21 protein-coding genes are annotated in these 21,347 nt (G+C 60.6%); 4 read left to right on the top strand and 17 right to left on the bottom strand.

Going from position 1 to position 21,347, the window contains the following annotated elements:
- Positions 1-139 precede the first annotated feature (139 nt).
- Together JEY66_RS16185 and JEY66_RS16180 are read right to left on the bottom strand one after the other, a co-directional pair.
- The gene (locus tag JEY66_RS16185; protein WP_026193054.1) at positions 140-934 is read right to left on the bottom strand and encodes an enoyl-CoA hydratase/isomerase family protein; all 795 of its coding nucleotides are present in this window, start codon (positions 932-934) and stop codon (positions 140-142) included.
- A 28-nt stretch (positions 935-962) separates the two neighbouring features.
- Positions 963-2,165 (bottom strand): LLM class flavin-dependent oxidoreductase, encoded by a 1,203-nt coding sequence (locus JEY66_RS16180; RefSeq protein WP_018272732.1) that lies wholly within the window; start codon positions 2,163-2,165, stop codon positions 963-965.
- A 330-nt stretch (positions 2,166-2,495) separates the two neighbouring features.
- Between JEY66_RS16180 and JEY66_RS16175 the strand changes: the two genes are divergently transcribed.
- The 4 genes from JEY66_RS16175 to JEY66_RS16160 all read left to right on the top strand — a co-directional run bounded on the left by JEY66_RS16175 (position 2,496) and on the right by JEY66_RS16160 (position 5,877).
- A complete protein-coding gene (locus tag JEY66_RS16175; protein ID WP_018272733.1) occupies positions 2,496-3,095 on the top strand; it encodes a TetR/AcrR family transcriptional regulator in 600 nt (199 codons plus the stop codon).
- Between the two features lie 292 nt (positions 3,096-3,387).
- The gene (locus tag JEY66_RS16170; protein ID WP_080650396.1) at positions 3,388-4,116 is read left to right on the top strand and encodes a LuxR family transcriptional regulator; all 729 of its coding nucleotides are present in this window, start codon (positions 3,388-3,390) and stop codon (positions 4,114-4,116) included.
- Between the two features lie 85 nt (positions 4,117-4,201).
- Positions 4,202-4,834 (top strand): acyl-homoserine-lactone synthase, encoded by a 633-nt coding sequence (locus JEY66_RS16165; RefSeq protein ID WP_018272735.1) that lies wholly within the window; start codon positions 4,202-4,204, stop codon positions 4,832-4,834.
- 77 nt (positions 4,835-4,911) lie between these two features.
- Entirely contained in the window at positions 4,912-5,877 is a 966-nt protein-coding gene (locus tag JEY66_RS16160; protein ID WP_018272736.1) for a LysR family transcriptional regulator, read from the top strand.
- Here the strand turns inward: JEY66_RS16160 and JEY66_RS16155 are convergent.
- The 15 genes from JEY66_RS16155 to JEY66_RS16085 all read right to left on the bottom strand — a co-directional run bounded on the left by JEY66_RS16155 (position 5,844) and on the right by JEY66_RS16085 (position 21,286).
- Positions 5,844-6,089 (bottom strand): DUF2274 domain-containing protein, encoded by a 246-nt coding sequence (locus tag JEY66_RS16155; RefSeq protein ID WP_080650397.1) that lies wholly within the window; start codon positions 6,087-6,089, stop codon positions 5,844-5,846. The genes JEY66_RS16160 and JEY66_RS16155 overlap by 34 nt on opposite strands.
- A 4-nt stretch (positions 6,090-6,093) precedes the next feature.
- Positions 6,094-7,302 (bottom strand): TraB/TrbI/VirB10 family type IV secretion system protein, encoded by a 1,209-nt coding sequence (locus JEY66_RS16150; RefSeq protein WP_018272737.1) that lies wholly within the window; start codon positions 7,300-7,302, stop codon positions 6,094-6,096.
- Positions 7,299-8,324 (bottom strand): P-type conjugative transfer protein TrbG, encoded by a 1,026-nt coding sequence (gene trbG, locus JEY66_RS16145; protein WP_018272738.1) that lies wholly within the window; start codon positions 8,322-8,324, stop codon positions 7,299-7,301. The genes JEY66_RS16150 and trbG overlap by 4 nt, the downstream gene beginning before the upstream one ends.
- Positions 8,321-9,004 (bottom strand): conjugal transfer protein TrbF, encoded by a 684-nt coding sequence (gene trbF / locus JEY66_RS16140; protein WP_026193056.1) that lies wholly within the window; start codon positions 9,002-9,004, stop codon positions 8,321-8,323. The genes trbG and trbF overlap by 4 nt, the downstream gene beginning before the upstream one ends.
- A 102-nt stretch (positions 9,005-9,106) precedes the next feature.
- The gene (gene trbL / locus JEY66_RS16135) at positions 9,107-10,336 is read right to left on the bottom strand and encodes a P-type conjugative transfer protein TrbL (RefSeq protein WP_018272740.1); all 1,230 of its coding nucleotides are present in this window, start codon (positions 10,334-10,336) and stop codon (positions 9,107-9,109) included.
- Positions 10,333-10,701, bottom strand: coding sequence for a putative entry exclusion protein TrbK-alt (gene trbK-alt, locus JEY66_RS16130; RefSeq protein WP_018272741.1), 369 nt, complete (start codon positions 10,699-10,701; stop codon positions 10,333-10,335). Before trbK-alt ends, trbL begins: the two co-directional genes overlap by 4 nt.
- Positions 10,701-11,429: a P-type conjugative transfer protein TrbJ gene (gene trbJ / locus JEY66_RS16125; RefSeq protein ID WP_018272742.1), complete on the bottom strand. Its 729-nt coding sequence runs from the start codon at positions 11,427-11,429 to the stop codon at positions 10,701-10,703. The genes trbK-alt and trbJ overlap by 1 nt, the downstream gene beginning before the upstream one ends.
- Entirely contained in the window at positions 11,426-13,867 is a 2,442-nt protein-coding gene (gene trbE, locus JEY66_RS16120) for a conjugal transfer protein TrbE (protein WP_018272743.1), read from the bottom strand. The genes trbJ and trbE overlap by 4 nt, the downstream gene beginning before the upstream one ends.
- A 10-nt stretch (positions 13,868-13,877) precedes the next feature.
- Positions 13,878-14,141 carry a VirB3 family type IV secretion system protein gene (locus JEY66_RS16115; RefSeq protein ID WP_018272744.1) on the bottom strand — a complete coding sequence of 88 codons (264 nt, stop codon included), beginning with the start codon at positions 14,139-14,141 and terminating at the stop codon, positions 13,878-13,880.
- A complete protein-coding gene (locus JEY66_RS16110) occupies positions 14,141-14,464 on the bottom strand; it encodes a TrbC/VirB2 family type IV secretion system protein (protein ID WP_018272745.1) in 324 nt (107 codons plus the stop codon). The genes JEY66_RS16115 and JEY66_RS16110 overlap by 1 nt, the downstream gene beginning before the upstream one ends.
- Position 14,465: 1 nt before the next feature.
- Positions 14,466-15,380: a P-type conjugative transfer ATPase TrbB gene (gene trbB / locus JEY66_RS16105; RefSeq protein ID WP_018272746.1), complete on the bottom strand. Its 915-nt coding sequence runs from the start codon at positions 15,378-15,380 to the stop codon at positions 14,466-14,468.
- 222 nt (positions 15,381-15,602) lie between these two features.
- Positions 15,603-16,931, bottom strand: a complete 1,329-nt coding sequence (locus tag JEY66_RS16100) for an MFS transporter (protein WP_026193058.1) — start codon at positions 16,929-16,931, stop codon at positions 15,603-15,605.
- Positions 16,932-17,066: 135 nt separating this feature from the next.
- Entirely contained in the window at positions 17,067-17,492 is a 426-nt protein-coding gene (locus JEY66_RS16095) for a ribbon-helix-helix domain-containing protein (RefSeq protein ID WP_018272748.1), read from the bottom strand.
- A 6-nt stretch (positions 17,493-17,498) separates the two neighbouring features.
- On the bottom strand, positions 17,499-19,487 hold the full coding sequence (locus JEY66_RS16090) for a conjugal transfer protein TraG (protein ID WP_018272749.1): 1,989 nt from the start codon (positions 19,485-19,487) through the stop codon (positions 17,499-17,501).
- A gap of 35 nt (positions 19,488-19,522) precedes the next feature.
- On the bottom strand, positions 19,523-21,286 hold the full coding sequence (locus tag JEY66_RS16085; RefSeq protein ID WP_026193059.1) for a relaxase/mobilization nuclease domain-containing protein: 1,764 nt from the start codon (positions 21,284-21,286) through the stop codon (positions 19,523-19,525).
- Positions 21,287-21,347: the final 61 nt, after the last annotated feature.

The following is a 21,347-nucleotide window of genomic DNA, read 5'->3' as shown; positions in this document are numbered from 1 at the left end:
CTGCGGTGGGTGGCGAAGCCGCCCTCGCTCTGAGTCGAGGGAGGGCGCGGCGACTGCTTCTCGCGGAACGCCTGCCAAGCCTCGATGTAGCGGGCTATCGTTATGCATCGAAGTCTGGCACCGCTTCATCGCGCCAGGCTCACGTCGGCTTTTTGGCTTCCGCGAAGCGCTTGCGTTTCTCTCGAAAGGCCGCGACGGCTTCTTTGCGATCAGGACTCTTGAAGGTCAGCGCCTCGAGCGCCATCGCGGTATCTAGATTGAGATGCACCTGCTCCTTGATCAGCTTGTTGACGCTATATTTTGTCCAGACGATTGCGTTGCGGGGTCCACTCGCGAGCAGTTCGGCGTATCCGATCGCATGATCAAGAACAGTACCTTCCGGCACGACCTTGTTGATCATCCCCGCAGCCGCCGCGTCTTCCGCCGAAATGAAGTCACCGGTCATCAAGAAGTGTTTGGCCCGTGCCGGACCCAGGAGAAGCGGCCAAATTACAGCGCCCCCATCTCCGGCGACGACACCGGCCGTAACATGCGTATCGGCGAAGCGCGCGCTTGGCTGGGCAAAGATAACGTCGCAAAACAGGGCGAGCGTGGCGCCCAACCCGACCGCCACGCCGTTCACGGCAGCGATGACGGGGGACTCGACTTCGAGGATGTTCCTGATGAGATGTCGACCCGAGCGCGTGGGCGATATCGGATGCCCACCGGTATCAAGCGCGTTCTGATCACCCCCTGAGCAGAAGCCTCGACCAGCGCCAGTGAGCACTATGGCCTTCACCGCGGGGGCCCTATCGAGGTCTACGAACACCTCCTCCAACGCGGTATGCATAGGCCAATTGATGGCGTTGAGGATTTCAGGCCGGTTCATGGTTATGACGGCCACACCGCTCGGACGTATCTCTACGAGCAAGCCTTCATATTTTTTGTCTTTCATCTTCAGTCTCCAGTTCTTCAAATGGGCGTCAGGCCGAAGCAGCAGGATTACGGACTGCGCCATCGACGGTCCCGGCGGCCGCCTTGGCGTTCTCGAAGGCCTCGCGCTCGGCATAATGGGCGGGGCGGGCGGCGCGGATGTCTGCAAGGATCGCGTCGGACGTGCGCACGACCGACCGGTGGTTTTTGAACCTCGGGATGACGTACTTGCCGAACAGCTCGATCGACTTCATCAGCTCCTTGTGCGGCATGCCATCGATGCGCAGCGCGAGCGCGTCGATGCCCATGTCGACGAACCGCTGGACCTGCTTGGTGCAGGTCTCGACGTCGCCGACGATGAAGCTGCCCGACTCGTCGAACAGATAGCGCTCGTTTTTGAAGTCGATGTTCTTGATCTTGCCGAGCGATCCGTAGTCGGCGGACAGCTTCGACAGCCGCTCATAAGCGTCGATGGACAAGGAGACGCTATGGGCCAGCGTGGCCGCCCACCGCTCCGCCTCCTCGTTTGTATCGGCGCAATGCATTCCGCCGGATATCACCGCCACCTTCTGCGCCTGCACGGGGTATACGTGCTCGGCGCTCGCCAGCTCCTTGTCATAGAGCTCGGCCGACCTCTGCACGGAGGCGAATCCGCTATAGCCGCCGCCCATCATGGCGCCGATGCCCATGTGCGCGGCGGCGGTGATCGATTGCGGGCTCGAAGTCGCCATCATGATTGGCGGATAGGGCAGCGTCACGTGCTTGGGCGTCAGGCTGCGCGGCGGAATCTTGTAATGCTCGCCGACGAAAGAGAAGATGTCGTTCGATAGGGCCCGGCGGATGACCTCAATGCCCTCTATCTGCTGCGCCTTGGTCTCCTCGGGGTCGACCTCGAAGGCGCGCAGCGCGAGGGTGGTGTTGCCGCGGCCGACGGCAAGCCCGACGCGGCCGTTCGATAGGATATCCTCGGTCGCCAGCCGCTCCGCAACGCGCAGCGCGTGATTGATCTTCTTGGGAAGCGGCGTGATCAGGTGGATGAACTGGATCCGACTGGTTAGCGCCATCATGTACGGGTAGATCACCTCGGGAGCGGAGGTCGAGGCCGTGCCGATCGCGAAATGCTGTTCGGAGCACCCGAACGCGTCGAATCCGACTTTCTCTGCCAGAATCACTTCGTCGATGAGCTCGCGATAGCGGTGCGCGTGGGTGTGTCCCGGCTGGGTCTCTCCCTCGCTGAAGAAGATGAACCGCATGCGTTGTGCCTCCTCCGCACCTTCAATGTTAATCTACACTAACTTTATGATCAGCAATTGCGTCCTGTCAACAACCTTTCGGCGTCGACCATCTAGAACCGTTCTTTGCGGTATTTGCTTCAAAACCCGCATAATTCCTGATAAGCGCGCGATGGAAAATATTCAGCCCCTCGCCTAGCGATCTGGCGACGGCCCAGAAAAGTGAATACATATTTACATGAGGATGAAATGAGATGTTCACATGATCCATTCATTGAGCCCGGGACAGACGATGCTGGCGCGCGGGATGACACGGTGCTTCGCGGCCGCCACGTGGTACGGTGCGCCTCAATGAATATTCAGCCATTACCGATCAAGCGGGCATACAGCAGCGGGCGGCGCGAGCAGTTGATCGCGGTCGCTGCTGAGCTCTTCCTGCAGCACTCATACGACGCGGTCACAGTTGAAATGATCGCTGCGCGCGCCGGCATCACTGGTCCTGGATTGTATCGCCACTTCCAGAACAAGCAGGCAGTCCTGATCGCGGTTCTGGAGGAACCGACGCAGATCGTGCACGAGGTTGCGAAACGGATCGCGGAGACGACGAAGGACCCAAAGGCCGCCATGATAGCGATGGTCGAGTCGCACATCCGGTTGATCCTTAAAGGACCACCAAGCACGCTGATCTTCACCAAGAACGAGCACGCTCTTCCTGAACACGACCACAGACGGATCCGGCGCGAGATGGCGTTGTACGCCGAAGAATGGATTTCCGTGATAATCCCGCTGCGGCCCGACCTGTCCGAACCCGAGGCACGACTGCTGACCCAGGCCGTGTTCTCCATGCTCAACACCGCTGCGACGCTTAGGAAGGGCCTCGACGAGGAGTCGATCTTCTCCACTATGCGGCAGGCCGCGCTGCACGCGCTGCTCGGCCGCGGCGACCTCTGATCTACACCTGTCCTGCCGGCGCAAACCCTATCGATCAGACGGTCCTCGCGGCCGCAGAATCCCACGCATTAGCTATGGCTGCACATGAGAGATCGCACTGTGAGGCGCGTCCCGCACAGGCCAGGTTTTGCCTAATTTCCTTCGGCGCTAGCTACGGAGGCGTGTGGTGCTTGATGTTAGCAGGCTTTCCCTTAGGTCCGGCGGGCCAGGTATCCTCAAGCGCAGCACCGCGACGACGCTACGGTGAGTCGCCTACAAGGCTTCTGCGCATACCGGTCTAAGGGAAAGCCATATGCATCGGGTCTTCCAACAATTCATTGATGCAATAGTCAGCGCCGAAGATGCCGAAGGCTTCTCCAACGCTCTGGCGGAAACAGCATCGGCTTTGGACCTATCGTGTTTCGCTTATCTCGCTCTCCAGAGCGAAGAAGACAGGAAGCCCCGACTTATCTCAACATATCCAACGCGATGGACGACCCATTATCTAGATAAGAAATACCAAGTCATTGATCCCGTCATTCGAGAAGCCCTTCAGAGCCCGGAGCCTTTTCGATGGGGAATCGATTTTCGATCACAAACCAGTTCAAAAGAGCAGCGGCGTCTATTCGATGAAGCCGCGCAATGCGGAATCCGGTTCGGCTTCACGGTGCCGATCCACGATGGGCATGGACCAATCTCCGCATTGACTTTCGCTACTGACGAGAGCCGGCCACAATTCGAGAAATGCATTGATTCGCACACGCGTGTCCTTCAACTCATGGCGATGTATTTTCATGCTCACGTTCGTCGCAAGCTCGGAAACGAACGTGGTCTTGACGGAATTCGGCTATCGCGCCGCGAAGTAGAATGTTTGGAGTGGGCGGCTCGAGGAAAGAGCTCTTGGGAAACCGGCTGCATTCTCGGTATCTCGCGCAACACAGTTGCGTATTACTTAGAGAATGCGAAGGAAAAGCTCGGCGTTCGCACAATCGCGCAGGCGGTAACACACTTGGCGGCTGCAAATAGAAAAAAGCAAAATTAGGGTGCCTCCCCCCTACAACTACAGGTGATGATTTGAGGCGATAATCGCGCTTCAACGAAGGCTATTCAACACTACTGGAGGGATTATGATCCAGTTGATCACACCACCTTCGTACGGAGAGCTTTCCGACACCCTCGTTGAGATGCATCGGTTGCGGCATCGTGTCTTCAAACTGCGCATGGCATGGGAAGTTGAAACCAGCAGCGACATGGAGATCGACGAATTCGACGCGCTGCATCCTGACTATCTAATCCAGGTAGATGAAAGCGGCCAAGTGCATGGTTCCGTTCGCCTGCTTCCAACTCTTGGCCCGACCATGCTTCGCGACACCTTTCCAGCGCTCCTTGAAGGCCGACCCGCGCCATCGACTCCTCTCGTTTGGGAAAGTAGTCGATTCGCAACTGACGTCCCTAACGATGCTCCGAAAGGGGCTTGCGGCATAGCCCTCGCGACCTACGAGCTATTTGCTGGAATGGTCGAGTTCGGGCTTTCACGGCAGCTCACGGATATTCTTACCGTTACGGATGTCAGAATGGAGAGAATCCTCCGACGATCTGGCTGGCCCCTGCGACGTATTTGCAATCCTTCCACGATTGGCAATACTTTGGCCGTGGCCGGTTACCTCGATATTTCTCGCGATACTCTAGCCAGCCTTCGTAAGGCCGGCGGCCTCTCGGCGCCGGTCCTTTGGACACCAGTAATCTCCGCAGCCGCCTAGAACGATCCATGCCAAGAAGCAATATGCGTGTCTTCGCCCTAAGCGGGACACCGTGTCTTGCGGTATGCCCACTGGCGATGAACATGACGGGAATTGAGATTAGAAACAATCGACGTGGCACAGCGAGCGCGATTGACCTGCAACAGCTTCGATTCGCTGTGGTTGCCAGCGACTACGGGAGCTTTCGACGAGCTGCTGATGTCCTTTCGATCAAGCACACTGTCCTGAGCCGATCCATCGGTCAGCTTGAATATCTGGTTGGGACTTCACTATTCGAGCGCTCCAGCGGAGGAATCAAGCCCACTATCGCTGGCCAAGCGGTTTTGCGAATTGCGCGGCTGATCCTGGAACAGGTCGACATACTCGTCGAAACCGGGAGGTCCGGTGGTCGCGGCGATACTGGCCATCTTGTTATTGGCTTCTACACGTCCGTGTCCACCGGCAATTTGCGAGCGACGATAGGTGAATTTAAGAAGCTGCTCCCGCAGATCGAATTGGCAACGATGGAGCGCTCTCGCTTTCATCTGATGACCGCGCTGCGTAACGGGACCGTCGACGTCGTCGTTAGCCCTGGACGTCTGGCTTGTCTGGACGTCAAATCACTACTGCTGTGGAGCGAGCGCATCTTGATCTCGTTGCCTCAGGATCACCACCTAGCGGCACGCGAGATCATCTATTGGGCCGATTTGCGCAACGAAAAGATACTTCTAAGCAAGATTGATCCTGGACGCGAACTCGAGGATCTCCTGATTTCGAAGCTCGCCTCACCTGACGACCGGCCCGCAGTAGAGCGCCACGACGTAAGCCGCGGCATTATCAAAAATCTGACGAGTATGGGCATGGGGCTCAGTCTGGTGATGGAATCGGATATCGGCGCAAGTTTCGCTGGGCTTGTGTACCGGGAATTGCACGACGGGACAGGACCTAGCCGGGTAGACTTCTTTGCGCATTGGCGCGACGACAATGAAAATCCGGCTCTAAACCGTTTCCTCAATCTGTTGGCAGAGCGCTATCCCTCGCTTCCGCCGGCTCTCGAGGGGTGACCGGCTCGTCTCGCCTTTGCAAATCCGCGGTCTGTGGCCATAAAGCGAGCTAGCATCGGTGCGATCAATTTCGCCGGATCGATGCGCTGCCCACTTTCGCTTGCCAAGGCCTCTGCATAGGCGACGAGATCCCGATGCACTGATGCCGGAAGTTCTGCGGCGACCTTGACCGGCTTGTCGTCCGGCAGTGCTGCTATTTTAAGCTTGGGCATGCCGTTACACTCCGTATGGCACAAGTATGAGATCTCGATTGACGATGACGCGAACCGGAAAGCCAGGTCGCACGGTGAGAGTGGGCTGGATGTTGAGGCTGCGCCGAACTACCTGCTGCCCGGTCTGGTTCAGTGAATCCGAGGCGCCGTGTCGCAATGCCTGGATAATTGCGCTGTCGTTGCTGTTGGTGTCCGAACCCGCCCCCAGTTCGGTCCCGACCGCCAAAAACGTCGATAGTGCCGCAGCCTTGAACAGCTCACCCCAGTGATTATCAACCTGATCTTCGAGGCCTGCGTATCCGGCAGCGTCAGCGCCGGGTTGCCGCTCGAGAACGATGGAACGTCCATTCGGCATGATCAGGCGGGTCCAGACGAGTAGGACGCGGGACTGACCGAAAGTGACCTGGCTATCGTAGACGCCGATCAGACGCGCTCCCTGAGGCACAAGCAGAAAGCGGCCGGTCGGCGTATCAAAGACGTTTTCGGTCACCTGCGCGGTAATTTGGCCTGGGAGATCCGATCTAATCCCTGTGATCAGAGCTCCCGGAATGACCGTCCCAGCCTGCACGATATACGGTGAAGCTGGCTTGGTGATGCGGTCAGGGCTGACCGTACGACGGTCCGCAGAGGCGTTCACGAAGGCAAGCTTGCGGTCCTGGCCGTTCTGCGCAGATCCGTCATCGCCGGTGCTCGTTGCGCTCGCTGGCACGACGCGGTCACTTCCAACCGCCGCGGCGGGCGGACGGACTTCTCGTCCATTGGTCGCAGCGAACAAATGGCTGATGCGGGCTGCCTCGGTCTCTTGATCCCGGCGTTGCTGGTCCGGATCAGCGCCGCTCGTCGGCAACTGGCCTTGAGCGGCAAGGATCGGTCGACCGAGGTCCCCGGGGAGCGGCGGACCGAGTTGCGGGATGGGCTGGCGCGGAAGGCCAGCATAGTCCTTCGGCAGCGTCGTAATACCGTCGGCAACATTGTGGTGGTCGGTACTGTAAAGCTCATTGGCCGCCTGATTACGGGAGCGATTGTGCTGCAGCGACCACAGCACCGCTCCACCGATGACAAGCAGGGCAACCGCGCTTGCGCCGGCCAAGACCTTCCGCGACAACCGCGTCACGCGTGGATGCTCTGCTCTCAAGCGGAAGCTTTCGGACTGCTCCCCTTGTGTCTCCGGCGGAACTGCTTGCTCGTGATCGTTTACATTCCGAGTGTTCATGATGACGGCCTCCCGTCGGTCCTCACAATACGGACCCTCTGCTGGTGCTCGCCGCCAAGCCGCAGTTCGGCGGCAGCAAACAGCCTATCGACGATCAATAGGTTGCCGTAGGTGCGGTAGTTGACGAGTTCGGTCTTGCCGTCTGGACCGATGACGAAGAGCGGGGGCATCTCGCCCTGCACAATGCCTTGCGGGAATTCGATATAGACCTTGCGGCCATCGTCATAGGCGACCAGCGGCCGCCAGGGAGGACTGTCCCCTTCGATGGCATAGCGGGAGATGCGCTGCGCCGGGTCCGGAAGAACGGGCTTCAGGGCGACCGAACGCGATCGATCCCGCGCAGTTTCCGGATAGTACCAGGCAACAGACGGCATGTATGGCCGTTCGCGGGAGCGGAGCTCGATCAGGTAGGTGCGTCGGTCAGTATTGACCACCAGGTTGGTCTCGATCGAAGTTCGGGTCGGCTTGACCAGGATATGGACGCGCCGTGTGTCGCCGCTCCCGCTCTCGGTATCGCCCACGACCCAGCGTACAGTATCTCCGGCCGCGATCGGCCCCGATCCCGTCAACTGTTCTCCCTCCTCGAGCGCGATATCTGTGATCTGCCCCGGTGCAGCATAAATCTGATAGAGTGCCCCGGGACTGTAGGCGTAGATTTGCGCCGCGTTGAAATACCCCCGCTTGCGCGGTTCGACGCGGGCTGCGCTATTTGCCGTCTCAACCCGGCTCACCGGTTCTGCGTCTTCTTTCCCTCCCGACTTGCCGCCGAGAACCGGCTTCCAGAGCGGTGGAATGTGAAGCGGTCGCAATCTGTCGTCGAAAGGCGCGGGAGCCGCTGGCAACGGAGGCACTTCCGCGTCATAGCTGATCTCCGGCGGAATGTAGGTCGCGCACCCACCGAGCGCCGAGGAACCGACCAGGAGAGCCAACAGAATTGTTCGCTTCGCGGCCACGAATTCCAGCAGTGCCGAATTGTGCGGGATGGGGCGGTTCGAATGAACGTCATGCGGCGTCTTGGTCACTGACCCAACTCCTTTGACCAGTTGATGGCGCGGACATAGACGCCAAGGGGGTTTTTGCGCAGGCGTTCGGCATCGCGGGGCGTCTCGATCACGATCGAGAGAATTGCAGTCCAGCGTTCGGTCGAACTCAACGAGCCGTTGTCGTAGACGTGCTGGGTCCACGCGACCCGAAAGCTTTCCGACGACGCACGAATGACACTCGAGACTTCGACAGAGATTTGCGCCTTACCCAGCTTGGCAAATGGGTCATTGCTGCGCGCGTAGTCGTTGAGCGCGGCGGCGCCGCGATCGGTCGTAAAATCATAGGCCCGGAGCCAATTTTGGCGCAGAACGATGCCGTCGGCCGGCAGACCTCTGACATCCTCGATAAAGCGCGCCATATGGTAGGCGATCTGCGCATCAGTGGGTTGATAGTCGATGTTGGCCGGCGCAACTCTTTGTGCCTGGCCAAGGTGGTCGACTTCGACCACCCAGGGCGTGATCGAGCCTTGGCTCGATTGCCAAGCAAGGCTACCTGCGAGACTGGCTGATAACATCAAGCAGCCGAACGCCATCAGGCGCCAGTTCTTGGCTTGCACGCGCGCCGATCCAATGCGTTCGTCCCAAACCTGCGCTGCCTTCTGATAAGGCGTGATCGGCTCGGGCATGCGCCCGTAGTGTACGGAAGGTCGTTTGAACATCGATAGTTGCCCCTGAGATCAAGTGATAAGTTTCGAGTCGTGCGGTGTCCGCGTTTGAGTCGTCGCCCGCGCAGCGGATGGCGAAAGCGCAGTGGCTACGTGTCAGCGCTCCCCTTCGGACAAATTGACTGACGAGCCGCTACCACCGTGATCGCCGGAGCGAACCGCGTGGCCGGCTGCTGACGCGCCGTGCCGAATAGTCTCGGCACGCTTCATGCGCCGCGCCCAATCGGGCTGCCCTTCCGCCGAAGTGCTCGCGGACTGCGCGCCGGCTTCCCCACCTCCGCCGAGCGCTGCCGCTGCACGACGCAACGGGCTCATAGCAGCTGAAGCGCCGGCCTCCGCGACGCCGGCAAGGCCGCCGCTCCTGTAAGCGGCTGATACTCCGCTGATGACAGCGCCGCCACTACGCGCGGCGCCCACAATCGCGCCGCCAGCGAGGCCACCTCCGCCGGCGGCAAGACCCGCGCCCGCCGCAACAATGCCGCCAGCAGCAAGGCCAGTTCCAATTGCGGCGCCGGCGCCGAGTTGCGGTCCACCGGACACCAGGCCGTTGGCAATACCCGGCCCGAATATACCGAGACCTAGTAAGGAGAGAGCCGCGAGCACCAGCGTCATTGCGTCTTCAATGGTCGGCTGTGCGCCGCCGAAGCCGGTGGTGAATTGCGAGAACAGGGTCGAGCCGATGCCAACGATGACGGCAAGGACCAGAACTTTGATCCCTGACGATATAACGTTGCCCAACACCCGCTCCGCCGCAAAGGCTGTCTTGCCAAACAACCCAAAGGGAATGAGCACGAAGCCGGTCAGCGTTGTGAGCTTGAACTCGATCAGGGTGACAAAGAGTTGGATCGCCAAAATGAAGAAGGCGAGTAGCACCACGACCCATGAAAACAGGAGAACAACGATCTGCACGAAGTTTTCGAAGAAGCTGATGTAGCCCATCAGGTTCGAGATCGAATCGAGTAGCGGTCGGCCGGCATCGAGTCCAACTTGGGCGATCTTTCCCGGTCGCAGGAAATCTGCCGCAGAGAGGCTTGTGCCTGACGCTTTCAGTCCAAGACCGGCAAAGCTCTCGAAGACGATGCGCGCCAGGCTGTTCCAGTTGCCGATGAGGTAGGCAAAGACCCCCACGAAAAGCGTCTTCTTGACGAGGCGCGCTATCACGTCCTCGTCAGTTCCCCAACTCCAGAACAACGCAGCAAGCGTGATGTCGATCGCGGCAAGGGTCGTCGCCAGATATCCGACCTCGCTACCCAGCAGCCCGAAGCCGTTATCGATATAACGAGTGAAGGTCTCCAGAAACTGGTCAATGATCCCCGTACCCGTCATGGCTTGCTCGCCTCGGGCATAGGCAGGTTCGGATATCCCTGCGGGATCCGGTTTTGGCCCTTTGGGGCGGGTATCGGGCTGGCTGAGTCATCGTGGCCGAGAGCTGCGGCACCATCTTTCTTGCCAAAGAAGCGACGCCGGTTTTCGGCCCAAATCTTATGGCAATGCTGATAATCCCCTGCTTCCTCCGGTGTAACGCCGCGGCAGCGTGCGAGGTCGGAGTTGGTTGCATCGTTCGTTTGCTCCGCCTTCGGTGCCGGCGAAGAATCGTCTCCGCCACGCAGTTGAATCGTGCAGGCGGCGACGGCCACTAGGCCGATTGTCGTAAGCAGCGACAACGCCTTGAATGCCTTTACGTCGGTCATCAGTGGAACATCTGCACATTGGAGGATTGATAGCCCTGTCCTGGCGTCAGGAATCGCCTGAGTTGCTCTCGTCCCTGATCCTGGGCCGAGGCGCGCTGAGCCGCTTCGAGGCTCTGCGCCCTGCCCTGCGCTGCCACAACAGCGGTGAGGTCGGCGAGTTGCTGCGCGTTCAGCGCGAGAATCTGATTGCCAGCTTGCGTCGCCTGCAGAGCGCCGCTTGCGCCTTGGCTAGACGTTACGAGCGCGGACGTCTGGATGCGATTGGTGTCGAGATTGCCAACGATGCCGGCCTGGATGCGAAGCGCGTCTTGCGTCGCGGCAAAGGAATTCTGCCAACGCGTTTGGGCGTTGAAGATCAGCAACTGGCTCGACTGGCTACCGGTAGCTGGCGCGTAGCTAGTCGAGAACGCGCGATCAATCTGCTGCACGTCGTAGGCGATGCGCTGGGCCTGGGCCAGCAATTGCTGGGTCCGCTGGATCGACGATTGCAGTTGCTGCAGCGACGAATACGGCAGGTTTGCCAGATTCTTTGCCTGATTGATCAGCATCCGCGCCTCGTTCTGCAACGAGGTGATCTGGTTGTTGATCTGCTGGAGCTCCCGCGCGGCGGTCAGCACATTCTGAACGTAGTTGTTGGGATCGAAAACGATCAGCGCCCGTGCGGGGATCGTAACGCCAAGCGCCAGCGCGGTGACACCGGCTGCGGCCAGTAGGGCAAGACGCCTCATGGCGATTTCTCCAGATTGACAAGATTGGGAATCAGATCTGTGGCCCAGGCGACGCCACGGTGTTGGAGCCAGGCCGGCACGAAGCCGTCAGGTCCATGTTCGGCGAGGAGCTGCGCAATGGCGGCCTGGTCTGTCTTGGAAGAGGCCGCGCTGAATGCGAGCGCAACCTCACCAAGCCCGAGTTCGAACATCCGGTTGCCGCGACGGGACTGGCAGTAATAGTCGCGTTTTGGCGTTGCCCGACTCAATAGCTCGATCTGGCGGTCATTGAGGCCGAAGCGGCGGTAGATGGCCGTGATTTGCGGTTCGATCGCCCGTTCGTTCGGCAGCAACAAGCGAGTTGGGCAGCTTTCGATGATCGCCGGCGCGATCGCGGAGCCGTCGATATCCGAGAGCGACTGAGTGGCGAAGATGACGGAGGCATTCTTTTTCCGAAGCGTCTTCAGCCATTCCCGAAGCTGCCCAGCGAAATCCTCGTCATCGAGGGCAAGCCAACCCTCATCGACAATCAGGAGTGTCGGCCGACCATCGAGACGATCCCCAATACGATGGAAGAGGTACGCCAGCACGGCTGGCGCAGCACTCGTTCCGATCAAGCCTTCGGTCTCAAACGCCTGGACCGACGCCTCGCCGAGACGTTCGAATTCGGCATCGAGCAAGCGCCCGGAAGGTCCGCCCAGGCAGTATGGTTGCAGGGCGCGCTTCAGGGAGTTCAATTGAAGAAGGACTGACAGGCCCGTGAGGGTGCGTTCCTCCCTCGGCGCCGAAGCGAGAGATGTTAGCGCCGACCACAGATGATCCTTGACCTCAGGGGTGATCTCGATCTTTTCCCGTGCCAGGATCGCGCCGACCCATTCCGTCGCCCACCCTCGCTCGGAAGGATCATCGATCCAGGCCAAAGGTTGCAGCGCGACTGGGTTTTCGTCCCAGTCAGACAATGCACCGCCGAGATCATGCCAGTCGCCACCCATGGCGACCGCGGCCGCCCGGATCGAACCGCCGAAATCGAAGGCAAAGACCTGCGAATTCGGGTAACGACGGAACTGTAGCGCCATCAGGGCAAGAAGGACCGACTTGCCGGCTCCAGTCGGTCCCACTACTAGCGTATGGCCGACATCGCCGACGTGGAGCGAGAATCGGAAGGGCGTCGATCCCTCGGTCTTGCCGAACAGAAGCGGCGGACCCTTGAAGTGCAGATCCCTCGACTCGCCGGCCCAAACGGCCGACATCGGAATCATATGGGCGAGGTTGAGAGTCGAAATCGGAGGCTGCCGCACATTGGCGTAGACATGCCCGGGCAGACTGCCGAGCCAGGCTTCGACGGCGTTCACGGTCTCGATCATGCAGGTGAAATCGCGGCCCTGTATGACCTTCTCGACCAGCCTCAGCTTTTCATCGGTAGTGTTGGGATCGCGGTCCCAGACAGTGATGGTCGCCGTAACAAAGGCTTGTCCGTTCTGATCCGACCCCAGTTCCTGCAACGCTGCGTCGGCATCAAGCGCCTTGTTGTGGGCGTCGGTATCGAGCAGCGTCGACGCCTCGTTCGTCATGACCTCCTTGAGAATGGCGCCAATCGACTTTCGTTTGGCAAACCACTGCCGCCGAATCCTGGTCAGCAGTTTGGTGGCGTCGGCCTTGTCGAGCATGATTGCGCGCGTCGACCAACGATACGAGAATGCCAGACGATTCAGATCGTCCAGGATCCCCGGGGTCGTCGCACCCGGAAAGCCGACAATCGTCAAGACCCGAATATTGGCTGAGCCCAACATCGGCTCTAGCCCGCCGGTTAGCGGCTGGTCGGACAACAGCGCGTCGATGTACATCGGAATTTCAGGCACGCGAACGCGGTGACGCTTGGTCGAGATCGTCGAGTGCAGGTAGGTCAGCGTGTCCTGATCATCGAGCCACGCGCATTCCGGCATAAATCCTTCAAAGAGCTGAAGCACACGGTTGGTTTGGTCGATAAATCCGCGGAGCACCTCGCGGGCGTCTGCTCCCACAGTCCGATCGCGTCCCTCATAGAGCAGGCGCTCTGCCCTGGCGGCCCCTTCCTCCGGAGGCAGATAGAGGAAGGTCAGGAAGTAGCTGGACTCATAGTGGGCACCCGCCTCCTCGAACTGAGCCCTGCGTTCGGCGTCGACCAGCGCAGACGCCACATCCGGAAACGCGTTCGGCGGATAGCTACCGGCAAAATGGCGCTGCGCCTCAACGAACACGGCCCAGCCCGATCCCAGGCGACGCAGGGCGTTGTTCAGGCGACCGGCGACGGCGACCAGCTCGGCCGGCACCGCGCTGTCGAGGTCGGGGCCGCGGAATTTCGCCGTCCGTTGGAAAGACCCGTCCTTGTTCAGGATGATTCCCTCGTCGACCAGGGCTGCCCATGGCAGGAAGTCGGCGAGACGGGCGTCGGAGCGGCGATATTCAGCGAGATTCATCATGATCGGGGGCTCAGGTGTTGAGATGGCCGGGAATGCGCAGATGTCGGCGCACCACATCGACGAATGCGGGATCGCGCTTGGCGGCCCAGACGGCGGCCATGTGGCCGATGAACCAGAGAACAAGACCCGCGATCCAGAGCCGAAGTCCGAGCCCTAAGGCTGCCGCAAGCGTGCCGTTGACGATCGCGACCGAGCGCGGCGCACCGCCCATCAGGATGGGCTCAGTGAGTGCGCGATGAACGGGCACGACAAAGCCTGCCACCTGACCATCCATCAGATCACCACGCCGCCGCCGAAGGAGAAGAACGACAGGAAAAAGCTCGAGGCGGCAAACGCGATCGACAGACCGAACACAATCTGGATCAGCCTGCGGAAACCACCGGACGAGTCCCCGAATGCGAGCGTGAGCCCGGTCACGACGATGATGATGACGGCGACGATCTTGGCGACCGGACCTTCAACCGACTGCAAGATCTGATTGAGTGGCTGCTCCCATGGCATGTTCGAGCCGGCAGCCCACGCCGGAGGGGATGCCACAAGCACCGCGACGAAGGCGGCCGTCGACGCACCTCGAAGAAAGTGAAATTGCTGACGCATGTCAGTCTCCTGCTGATGAAAGATTGTAGTCGCCGCTGGCGCTGAGCCCCGAGATGAGGGCGAGTTCAGCGAGACGACGATCGGCGCCGCGGCCTGCAAGCACGGCGACGAGGTCGATGGTTTCGGCGATCAGAGCACGCGGAACCGTGATGACGGCTTCCTGGATGAGTTGCTCGAGCCGCCGCAGCGCACCGAGCGCGGTGCCCGCATGAATGGTGCCGATGCCGCCGGGATGGCCGGTGCCCCAGGCCTTGAGGAGGTCGAGTGCTTCGGCACCTCGGACTTCGCCGATCGGGATGCGGTCAGGACGCAGTCGGAGGGACGAGCGGACAAGATCCGACAGCGTCGCCACACCGTCCTTGGTCCGCAGCGCAACGAGATTGGGCGCCCTGCACTGCAGCTCGCGGGTGTCTTCAATCAGCACGACCCGATCGGAGGTCTTCGCCACCTCGGCCAGAAGCGCATTCGTCAACGTGGTCTTGCCCGTCGATGTCCCGCCAGCGACAAGGATGTTCTTCCGTGCGGCCACCGCGTTCTGCAGGGTCCTGGCCTGCTCCGAGGTCATGATGCGCCTTGCGACGTAGTCGTCGAGCGTAAACACGGCGACGGCGGGCTTGCGGATAGCAAAGGCCGGTGCTGCAACGACCGGAGGCAAGAGACCTTCGAAGCGTTCGCCTGTCCCGGGTAGTTCGGCCGAAACCCGTGGCGCGCCGGCGTGTACCTCGGCGCCCACATGATGCGCAACCAGGCGAACGATGCGTTCGCCATCCGCGGCCGACAGAGTTTCGCCTGTGTCGATCAGGCCGTTCGACAACCGGTCGATCCACAGCCGCCCATCCGGATTGAGCATCACCTCGATGATCGCTTCGTCTTCGAGGTAGCCGGCAATCGCGGAGCCGAGCGCGCTACGCAGCATTCGCGCACCGCGCAAACTCGCCTCCGATTGAATGGAATGGATTGCCACCGTTCGCCCCCACCGAGTGAGAGCGTCCACAGACGGCCCTCAGATGGGGATGATTAAGAAAGGCACCAACGGACTTGGTGCAACAATAGCTTTCAGTGATCGTAGATTAGCGTAGAAAAAGAAAGACTAAAAACTTATCTATGAGGCCTACTCAATCGTAATGCGAGTTAGTGCTCACCACTCAGCATCATCATCCGCGGGTATGAGGACCACCGAATTCTCATACGAGCTTACTGACTCGACAACATTGAAAACATTAGCCGGCACGAAGAACGGAATTGACCTCATCCATGAAGCTAAGTATCGGCCCCAAGGCAGCGCGAACCAGACCAGCGCCCCGATCTGCAGCGCTACGTTGACGCCGAACGCGACCTGATAGGCTTGGACGGTCCTATGGCCATCATTCGCAGACAATTGCTCCAGGATCAGTCCTGTCGCGTATTGTGCCAGAAATGCCCAACCAAAGTGCAAGACGTTCAGGGCGCCATTGGCACGACCGGCAAGCTCCGGCGGAAAGTAATCCGCTATCACCGCGAAGCTGACCACGGTTGCCGTTCCTACAATTGCGACAATGGACCAGGGCAAGATGGAGGGCAGAGGCGCTCGCAGGACTAAGGCTAACTCGGCTGCGATGAACAGCATTGCAACCATGGCCAATATTGCCTCCGCCCCGATTCCTCCTCGTTTGATCTGATGGACGGCCATACCGAACAACCAGGCACCCCCGCTAAGTACAATCGCCATAATGCAGAGCAGCCTGACGAGGCTTGGGCGATCAAGCCCCTCTACGTCGGTCAGCCACGGGGATGCCCACAACCCCTGCAGGGACCAGGACGATCCAACGCAAGTCGCTGACAACGGAGCAATTCGCCAGAAGCGCCAATCGCGAAAAACGGAGCTAAGGGTGGCGCGCGCTGTTGATGGGATAGTGCCTCGTTCGGGCACCACTACATAGATGAGAATGGCTGTAGCAGCGGTAGCGGCCGCCAGGATCTCAAAGAGCTGCCGCCAGCCCATCCAAGCGAGCAGGTGTTCGACGGGAGCAGTAGCGGTCACCGCTCCTAGCGAGCCCAGCATGACCATGTAGCCGTTCAGCAAAGCAACCCGCTCCCTGGGGAACCAAAGGACGATGGACTTCAGTCCTGCCGTCAGCGCCGCCGCCACGCCAAGCCCGATCATTGCGCGCGCTATCAAAAGTAACAGGAATCCGGTCGATACCGCGAACAGTGCGGCGCCCGCGGCGGCGACCAAAAGCAGAGCACTCTGAACGCGACGCGGACCAAAGCGGTCCAACAATATGCCGACGGGGATCTGAGCCGCCGCGATCACCAGGAAATACACTGAAGTAAGCAACCCGAGGTCGGCATTCCCAAGCCCGGTATCCGAGCTGAGATGACTGGCGATCAAAGCGTTGATCGTTCGAAACAGGTACGAAAGATAGTATCCAGCAGCGAAGGGGAGAAAAACGCACGCGATTCGACGCCATGCTGGTGAAATTTGCATGCTGGCCCCTTTTGCTCTCAACTCGTGCGAGCCGATAGCGTGTCCAGCTTTTTGTCAGTTCGGCTAAATTGCTGCGGTCGTAGGCTGGCGTAGAAAAAGAAGGGACGGCGCGATAGCGTATCCAAAGACAATCCGTCAGGTTTCGCCTGCCGGTTCCTGATGGCGGATATCTTCTGGAATCTCGCGGAGGAAGCTTTGCCCCTTTTGCAAGCGACGCCCGAGCGCTTCGACGAACCCTTCAAAGCGTTCCCTGCCCTTTGCCTGGGCTGCCGCCTGCGCATCGTTGGGTAGCGGCGGCGTAATCGTCAGCCAGAAGCGAATGAAGAGGGCCAAGGTCTCCGCCGTCAGACCGACGTCGCGCTCCAGCCTCTGCATCTGACGCGACAGCCGATCCAGGCGGCGGGTAAACGCCGCCTCCCGCCTGTCCGTTCCGTCCGGTGAGAGAAACGAAGCGACAGCCGCTTCCACGATCGCAGACCGGGAAAGCTTCTTGCGATCGGCAAGCTCTGAGATCTGCTTCAGAAGCTCTGGCGGGAAATAGACGTTCATCCGGTCGCGCATGTTGCCTCAGAGCTCCATACCGTCATTCGGATCCATGGCGACTTGACGGGCGACACCACGCATCTGCCGGCGTATGAGCCGAGACTGACGGACCGCCTCCTCGTCATCGTCAAGAACGGCGGCAAATTCCTCTGCTGGCGTCGGCTCAGTCGTCTCCTTGGCGATTGCGACGTGATCGGGGAGTTCGGGCTCACGACGGAGTCCGCTGTTCGCCGTGTCTTCCTCGGCCTCCGTGGCTTTATCAGTTGGATCTCCCGTCGGCTTCAGCGTTCCGTGCGCTGACCATCCGTCCATCCGCGATGATCCGCCGGCGCTCGCCGGATCGGGCGGCGGCAGAATTCGCTCGGTGAACCGACGATCCTCGTAGTAGCGGACCTTCTTCGCCCGGATCGGCGGCGTGCCCGCCACCATCACGATCTCGTCCATCGGCGGAAGCTGCATGACTTCGCCTGGGGTCAGCAGCGGCCTTGCCGTCTCCTGGCGCGAGACCATCAGGTGCCCCAGCCAAGGATTCAACCTGTGACCGGCATAGTTCTTCATGGCCCGCATCTCGGTCGCCGTACCGAGTGCGTCGGACACGCGCTTGGCCGTCCGCTCGTCGTTGGTCGCAAAGCTGACGCGAACGTGACAGTTGTCGAGGATCGCGTTGTTCGATCCATAGGCCTTCTCGATCTGATTGAGCGATTGCGCGATCAGGAAACTCTTGATGCCGTAACCCGCCATGAAGGCGAGCGCGGACTCGAAGAAATCGAGCCGCCCGAGCGCCGGGAACTCATCAAGCATCATCAGGACACGATGCCGGCGGTCACCCGCGTGCAAGTCCTCGGTCAGGCGCCGCCCGATCTGATTCAGCACGAGGCGGATCAGCGGCTTTGTTCGCGAGATATCGGAAGGCGGCACCACGAGGTAAAGCGTCGTTGGACTGATATCGGCGATCAAGTCGGCGATCCGCCAGTTGCACCGGCGGGTTACCTGGGCCACCACGGGATCGCGGTAAAGTCCGAGGAACGACATCGCCGTGGACAGGACGCCGGAACGTTCATTGTCCGACTTGTTGAGAAGCTCGCGCGCGGTCGATGCGACGACAGGATGCGCGCCTTGCTCGCCAAGATGCGGGGTGGTCATCATCGCTCTCAGCGTCGCCTCGATCGGCCGCTTTGGGTCGGACAGAAAGGAGGCGACGCCGGCCAGGGTCTTGTCCCCCTCCGCATAAAGGACGTGGAGGATGGCACCAACCAGAAGCGAATGACTGGTCTTCTCCCAATGGTTCCTCTTGTCGAGCGAGCCTTCGGGATCGACCAGGACGTCGGCGACATTCTGGACGTCGCGGACCTCCCACTCGCCGCGCCTGACCTCAAGCAGAGGATTGTAGGCTGAAGATTTAGGGTTGGTCGGGTCGAACAAGAGAACGCGACCGTGCCGCGCGCGGAAGCCGGCGGTCAACCGCCAGTTCTCGCCCTTGATGTCGTGAACGATGGCTGAGCCGGGCCAAGTCAGCAGCGAAGGAACCACAAGCCCGACGCCTTTGCCGGACCGGGTCGGCGCAAAACACAACACGTGCTCCGGTCCGTCATGGCGAAGGTAGTCGTGGTCGAGTTTGCCAAGCACCACGCCATCCGAACCGAGAAGCCCGGCTGCTCTCACCTCCGGCGCATCGGCCCAGCGCGCCGAGCCATACGTCTCAACATTCTTGGCCTCGCGCGCCCGCCAGACCGACATGCCGATCGCCACAGCGATCGAAACGACAGTCCCCGACGCCGCAATGAAGGCTCCCTCGACGAAGACCTGAGGTGCATAAGCGTCGTAGACGAACCACCACCAGAAGAAGATTGGCGGGTAATAGACTTTCCAACCCCAAAGCTCGAACCAGGGGCAACCAAGCTCCGGCTGGTACGCGAACCGCCAGGCCGTCCACTCGGTTGCTCCCCAGATGGCCATCAAAACGATCAGACCGACAACGATCACTTGGCCCCAGAGGATTTTGGTTCCGGACATCCCGAAGGTCCCTCCCAACTGAATTGGCGAGATAGCTAGAGGCCCAAGTCGCGCTTGCGGCCGATGCCCCATTCGATGCCGCCGCCGTCCTTGATGATGCCCGTGATGTGTTGGCCTAACTTCTTCTCAAGCTCGCGCGACCACGGCACGAGCTGGAAGCCGAGCCCGTTGTCGATCATGGCGAAACGTCCCGAGGCGAGCGTCAGGCGCTGGCGATACGTGCCCACTACGTGCTCGCCGGAGGCAGCCTTCACGTAAGGCAGGCCGGTATCGGCCGAAACCCTTGCTGCAACCTCGTCCAGCTCGCGTCGGCGCAGCGTGTTCAGGAGGTCGCGTTGCAGGACGGTGCGCGGTCCCTGCCGCCTCGCTAGACCTTCCTGAACCAGATGCTCGGCACGCGCTTCCATGGCGTCGCGGATCTCGCGGCCGAATCCTCCCATGGCGAGCGGCATCGGATCGCGTTCGACCAGCCGGTGGTCGAGCCAGGTCGCACCTTTCGCGGTGACCTGCTCGCCAAGATCGATATCGGAACGGGGCGCGAGCACCAGGATGGGAAGCGGATCCTCGGCTTGACCGAAACGTCGTAGTTCGACGATTCCGCCGACCGGCGGTGCATGTTCGAAGGCCTCGATCTCGCGGAAGCGGACGTGGTGCGCGCGTCCATCTGTGCCGTCGATGACCGCGTAGGTCTCGCCAGTCAGTTCGTCATGTAGTCCGCGATCAACCAGCCGTCCGATGATCTGGGATGTCGGCCGGCCACCTTCGATGATGTAGTCAGATACGCCGCGCGCTTCCCCGCGCTCTGTAAAGGCGCGGTGCATGGTCTTGATGATGTCGCCGCGCAGGCCAAGGTCGCGCAAACTACGCTCGGCCTCGAGCCCGACCATCCATTCACCCGGCGCAGCGGATGCGGCAAGGCCCATCTTCTCCAAGTGTTGAAGGCGACCAACCATCAGGCGCCGTATCTCGGGATCGGAGCTGCCCGGGTTCTCGGGGCGAAGATCGATAGTGCCGATCTCATCGGTTGCCAACCGGATCTCCCGATCTAGCCGCGTCCATCGTTCCGCCGTGACTTCCCTCTCCAGCGAATTGCGGATCTCGTGCTCCGGCTTAGGACCCAGTTCAATGGCGACCAGTTCCTCGGCGCGTGAGCGCAGGCCCTGACTGATGTAGTCGCGGGAGATCACGAGGTCCGCCCCGTCCTTATCTACGCCCCGAACGAGAAAATGGACGTGTGGGTTGTCCGTATTCCAATGATCGACAGCCACCCAATCGAGCCGCGTGCCGAGATCGGTCTCCATCTGCTTGGCGATGTCGCGGGTGAAGGCCTTCAGGTCCGTCATGTCGCCGGCGTCCTCGGGCGAGACGATGAACCTGAAATGATGCCGGTCGTCCTTGCATCGTTCTGCGAAAGCCGCGCTATCGGCGCGGTCACCGCCGGCATCGAACATCTCGGCCCGTTCACCACTCCGGGTCACGCCGTCGCGCTTCAGGTATGAGAGATGGGCGGTCAGTGGTGCTGAACGGAAGGCGCGCCCTTTATGCCCAACCACGCGCGCCTTCACCACGACGCGGCGCGTCGGGCTAAACAATCTGGCACGGCTAAAGGACAGCCGGCCACGGCCAAACGTCGAGCGCCCATAGGCCGCCGAACGCCTGCCGGCCATGGTCTGCCCCGGGGGGTGTCCTGCTGTCTTCGCCGCCCGCAGCACCTGGTTGATGAAGCTCTTGGGCTTCGGCACGCGGGCGCTGCTGATGCGCCCAGGCCGAATACGCAGGTCGCTATCGCCCACGCTCACGGGCTGGCCTCCCAGCGATCAAAAGCGCACATGGTGCCGAAAATGCCCTTGATTGCATTCG

The organism is Bradyrhizobium elkanii USDA 76 (assembly GCF_023278185.1).
Classification (GTDB): domain Bacteria; phylum Pseudomonadota; class Alphaproteobacteria; order Rhizobiales; family Xanthobacteraceae; genus Bradyrhizobium; species Bradyrhizobium elkanii.
Note: the sequence above shows the minus strand (reverse complement) of the source record. Positions and strands in the feature narration are given on the sequence as shown.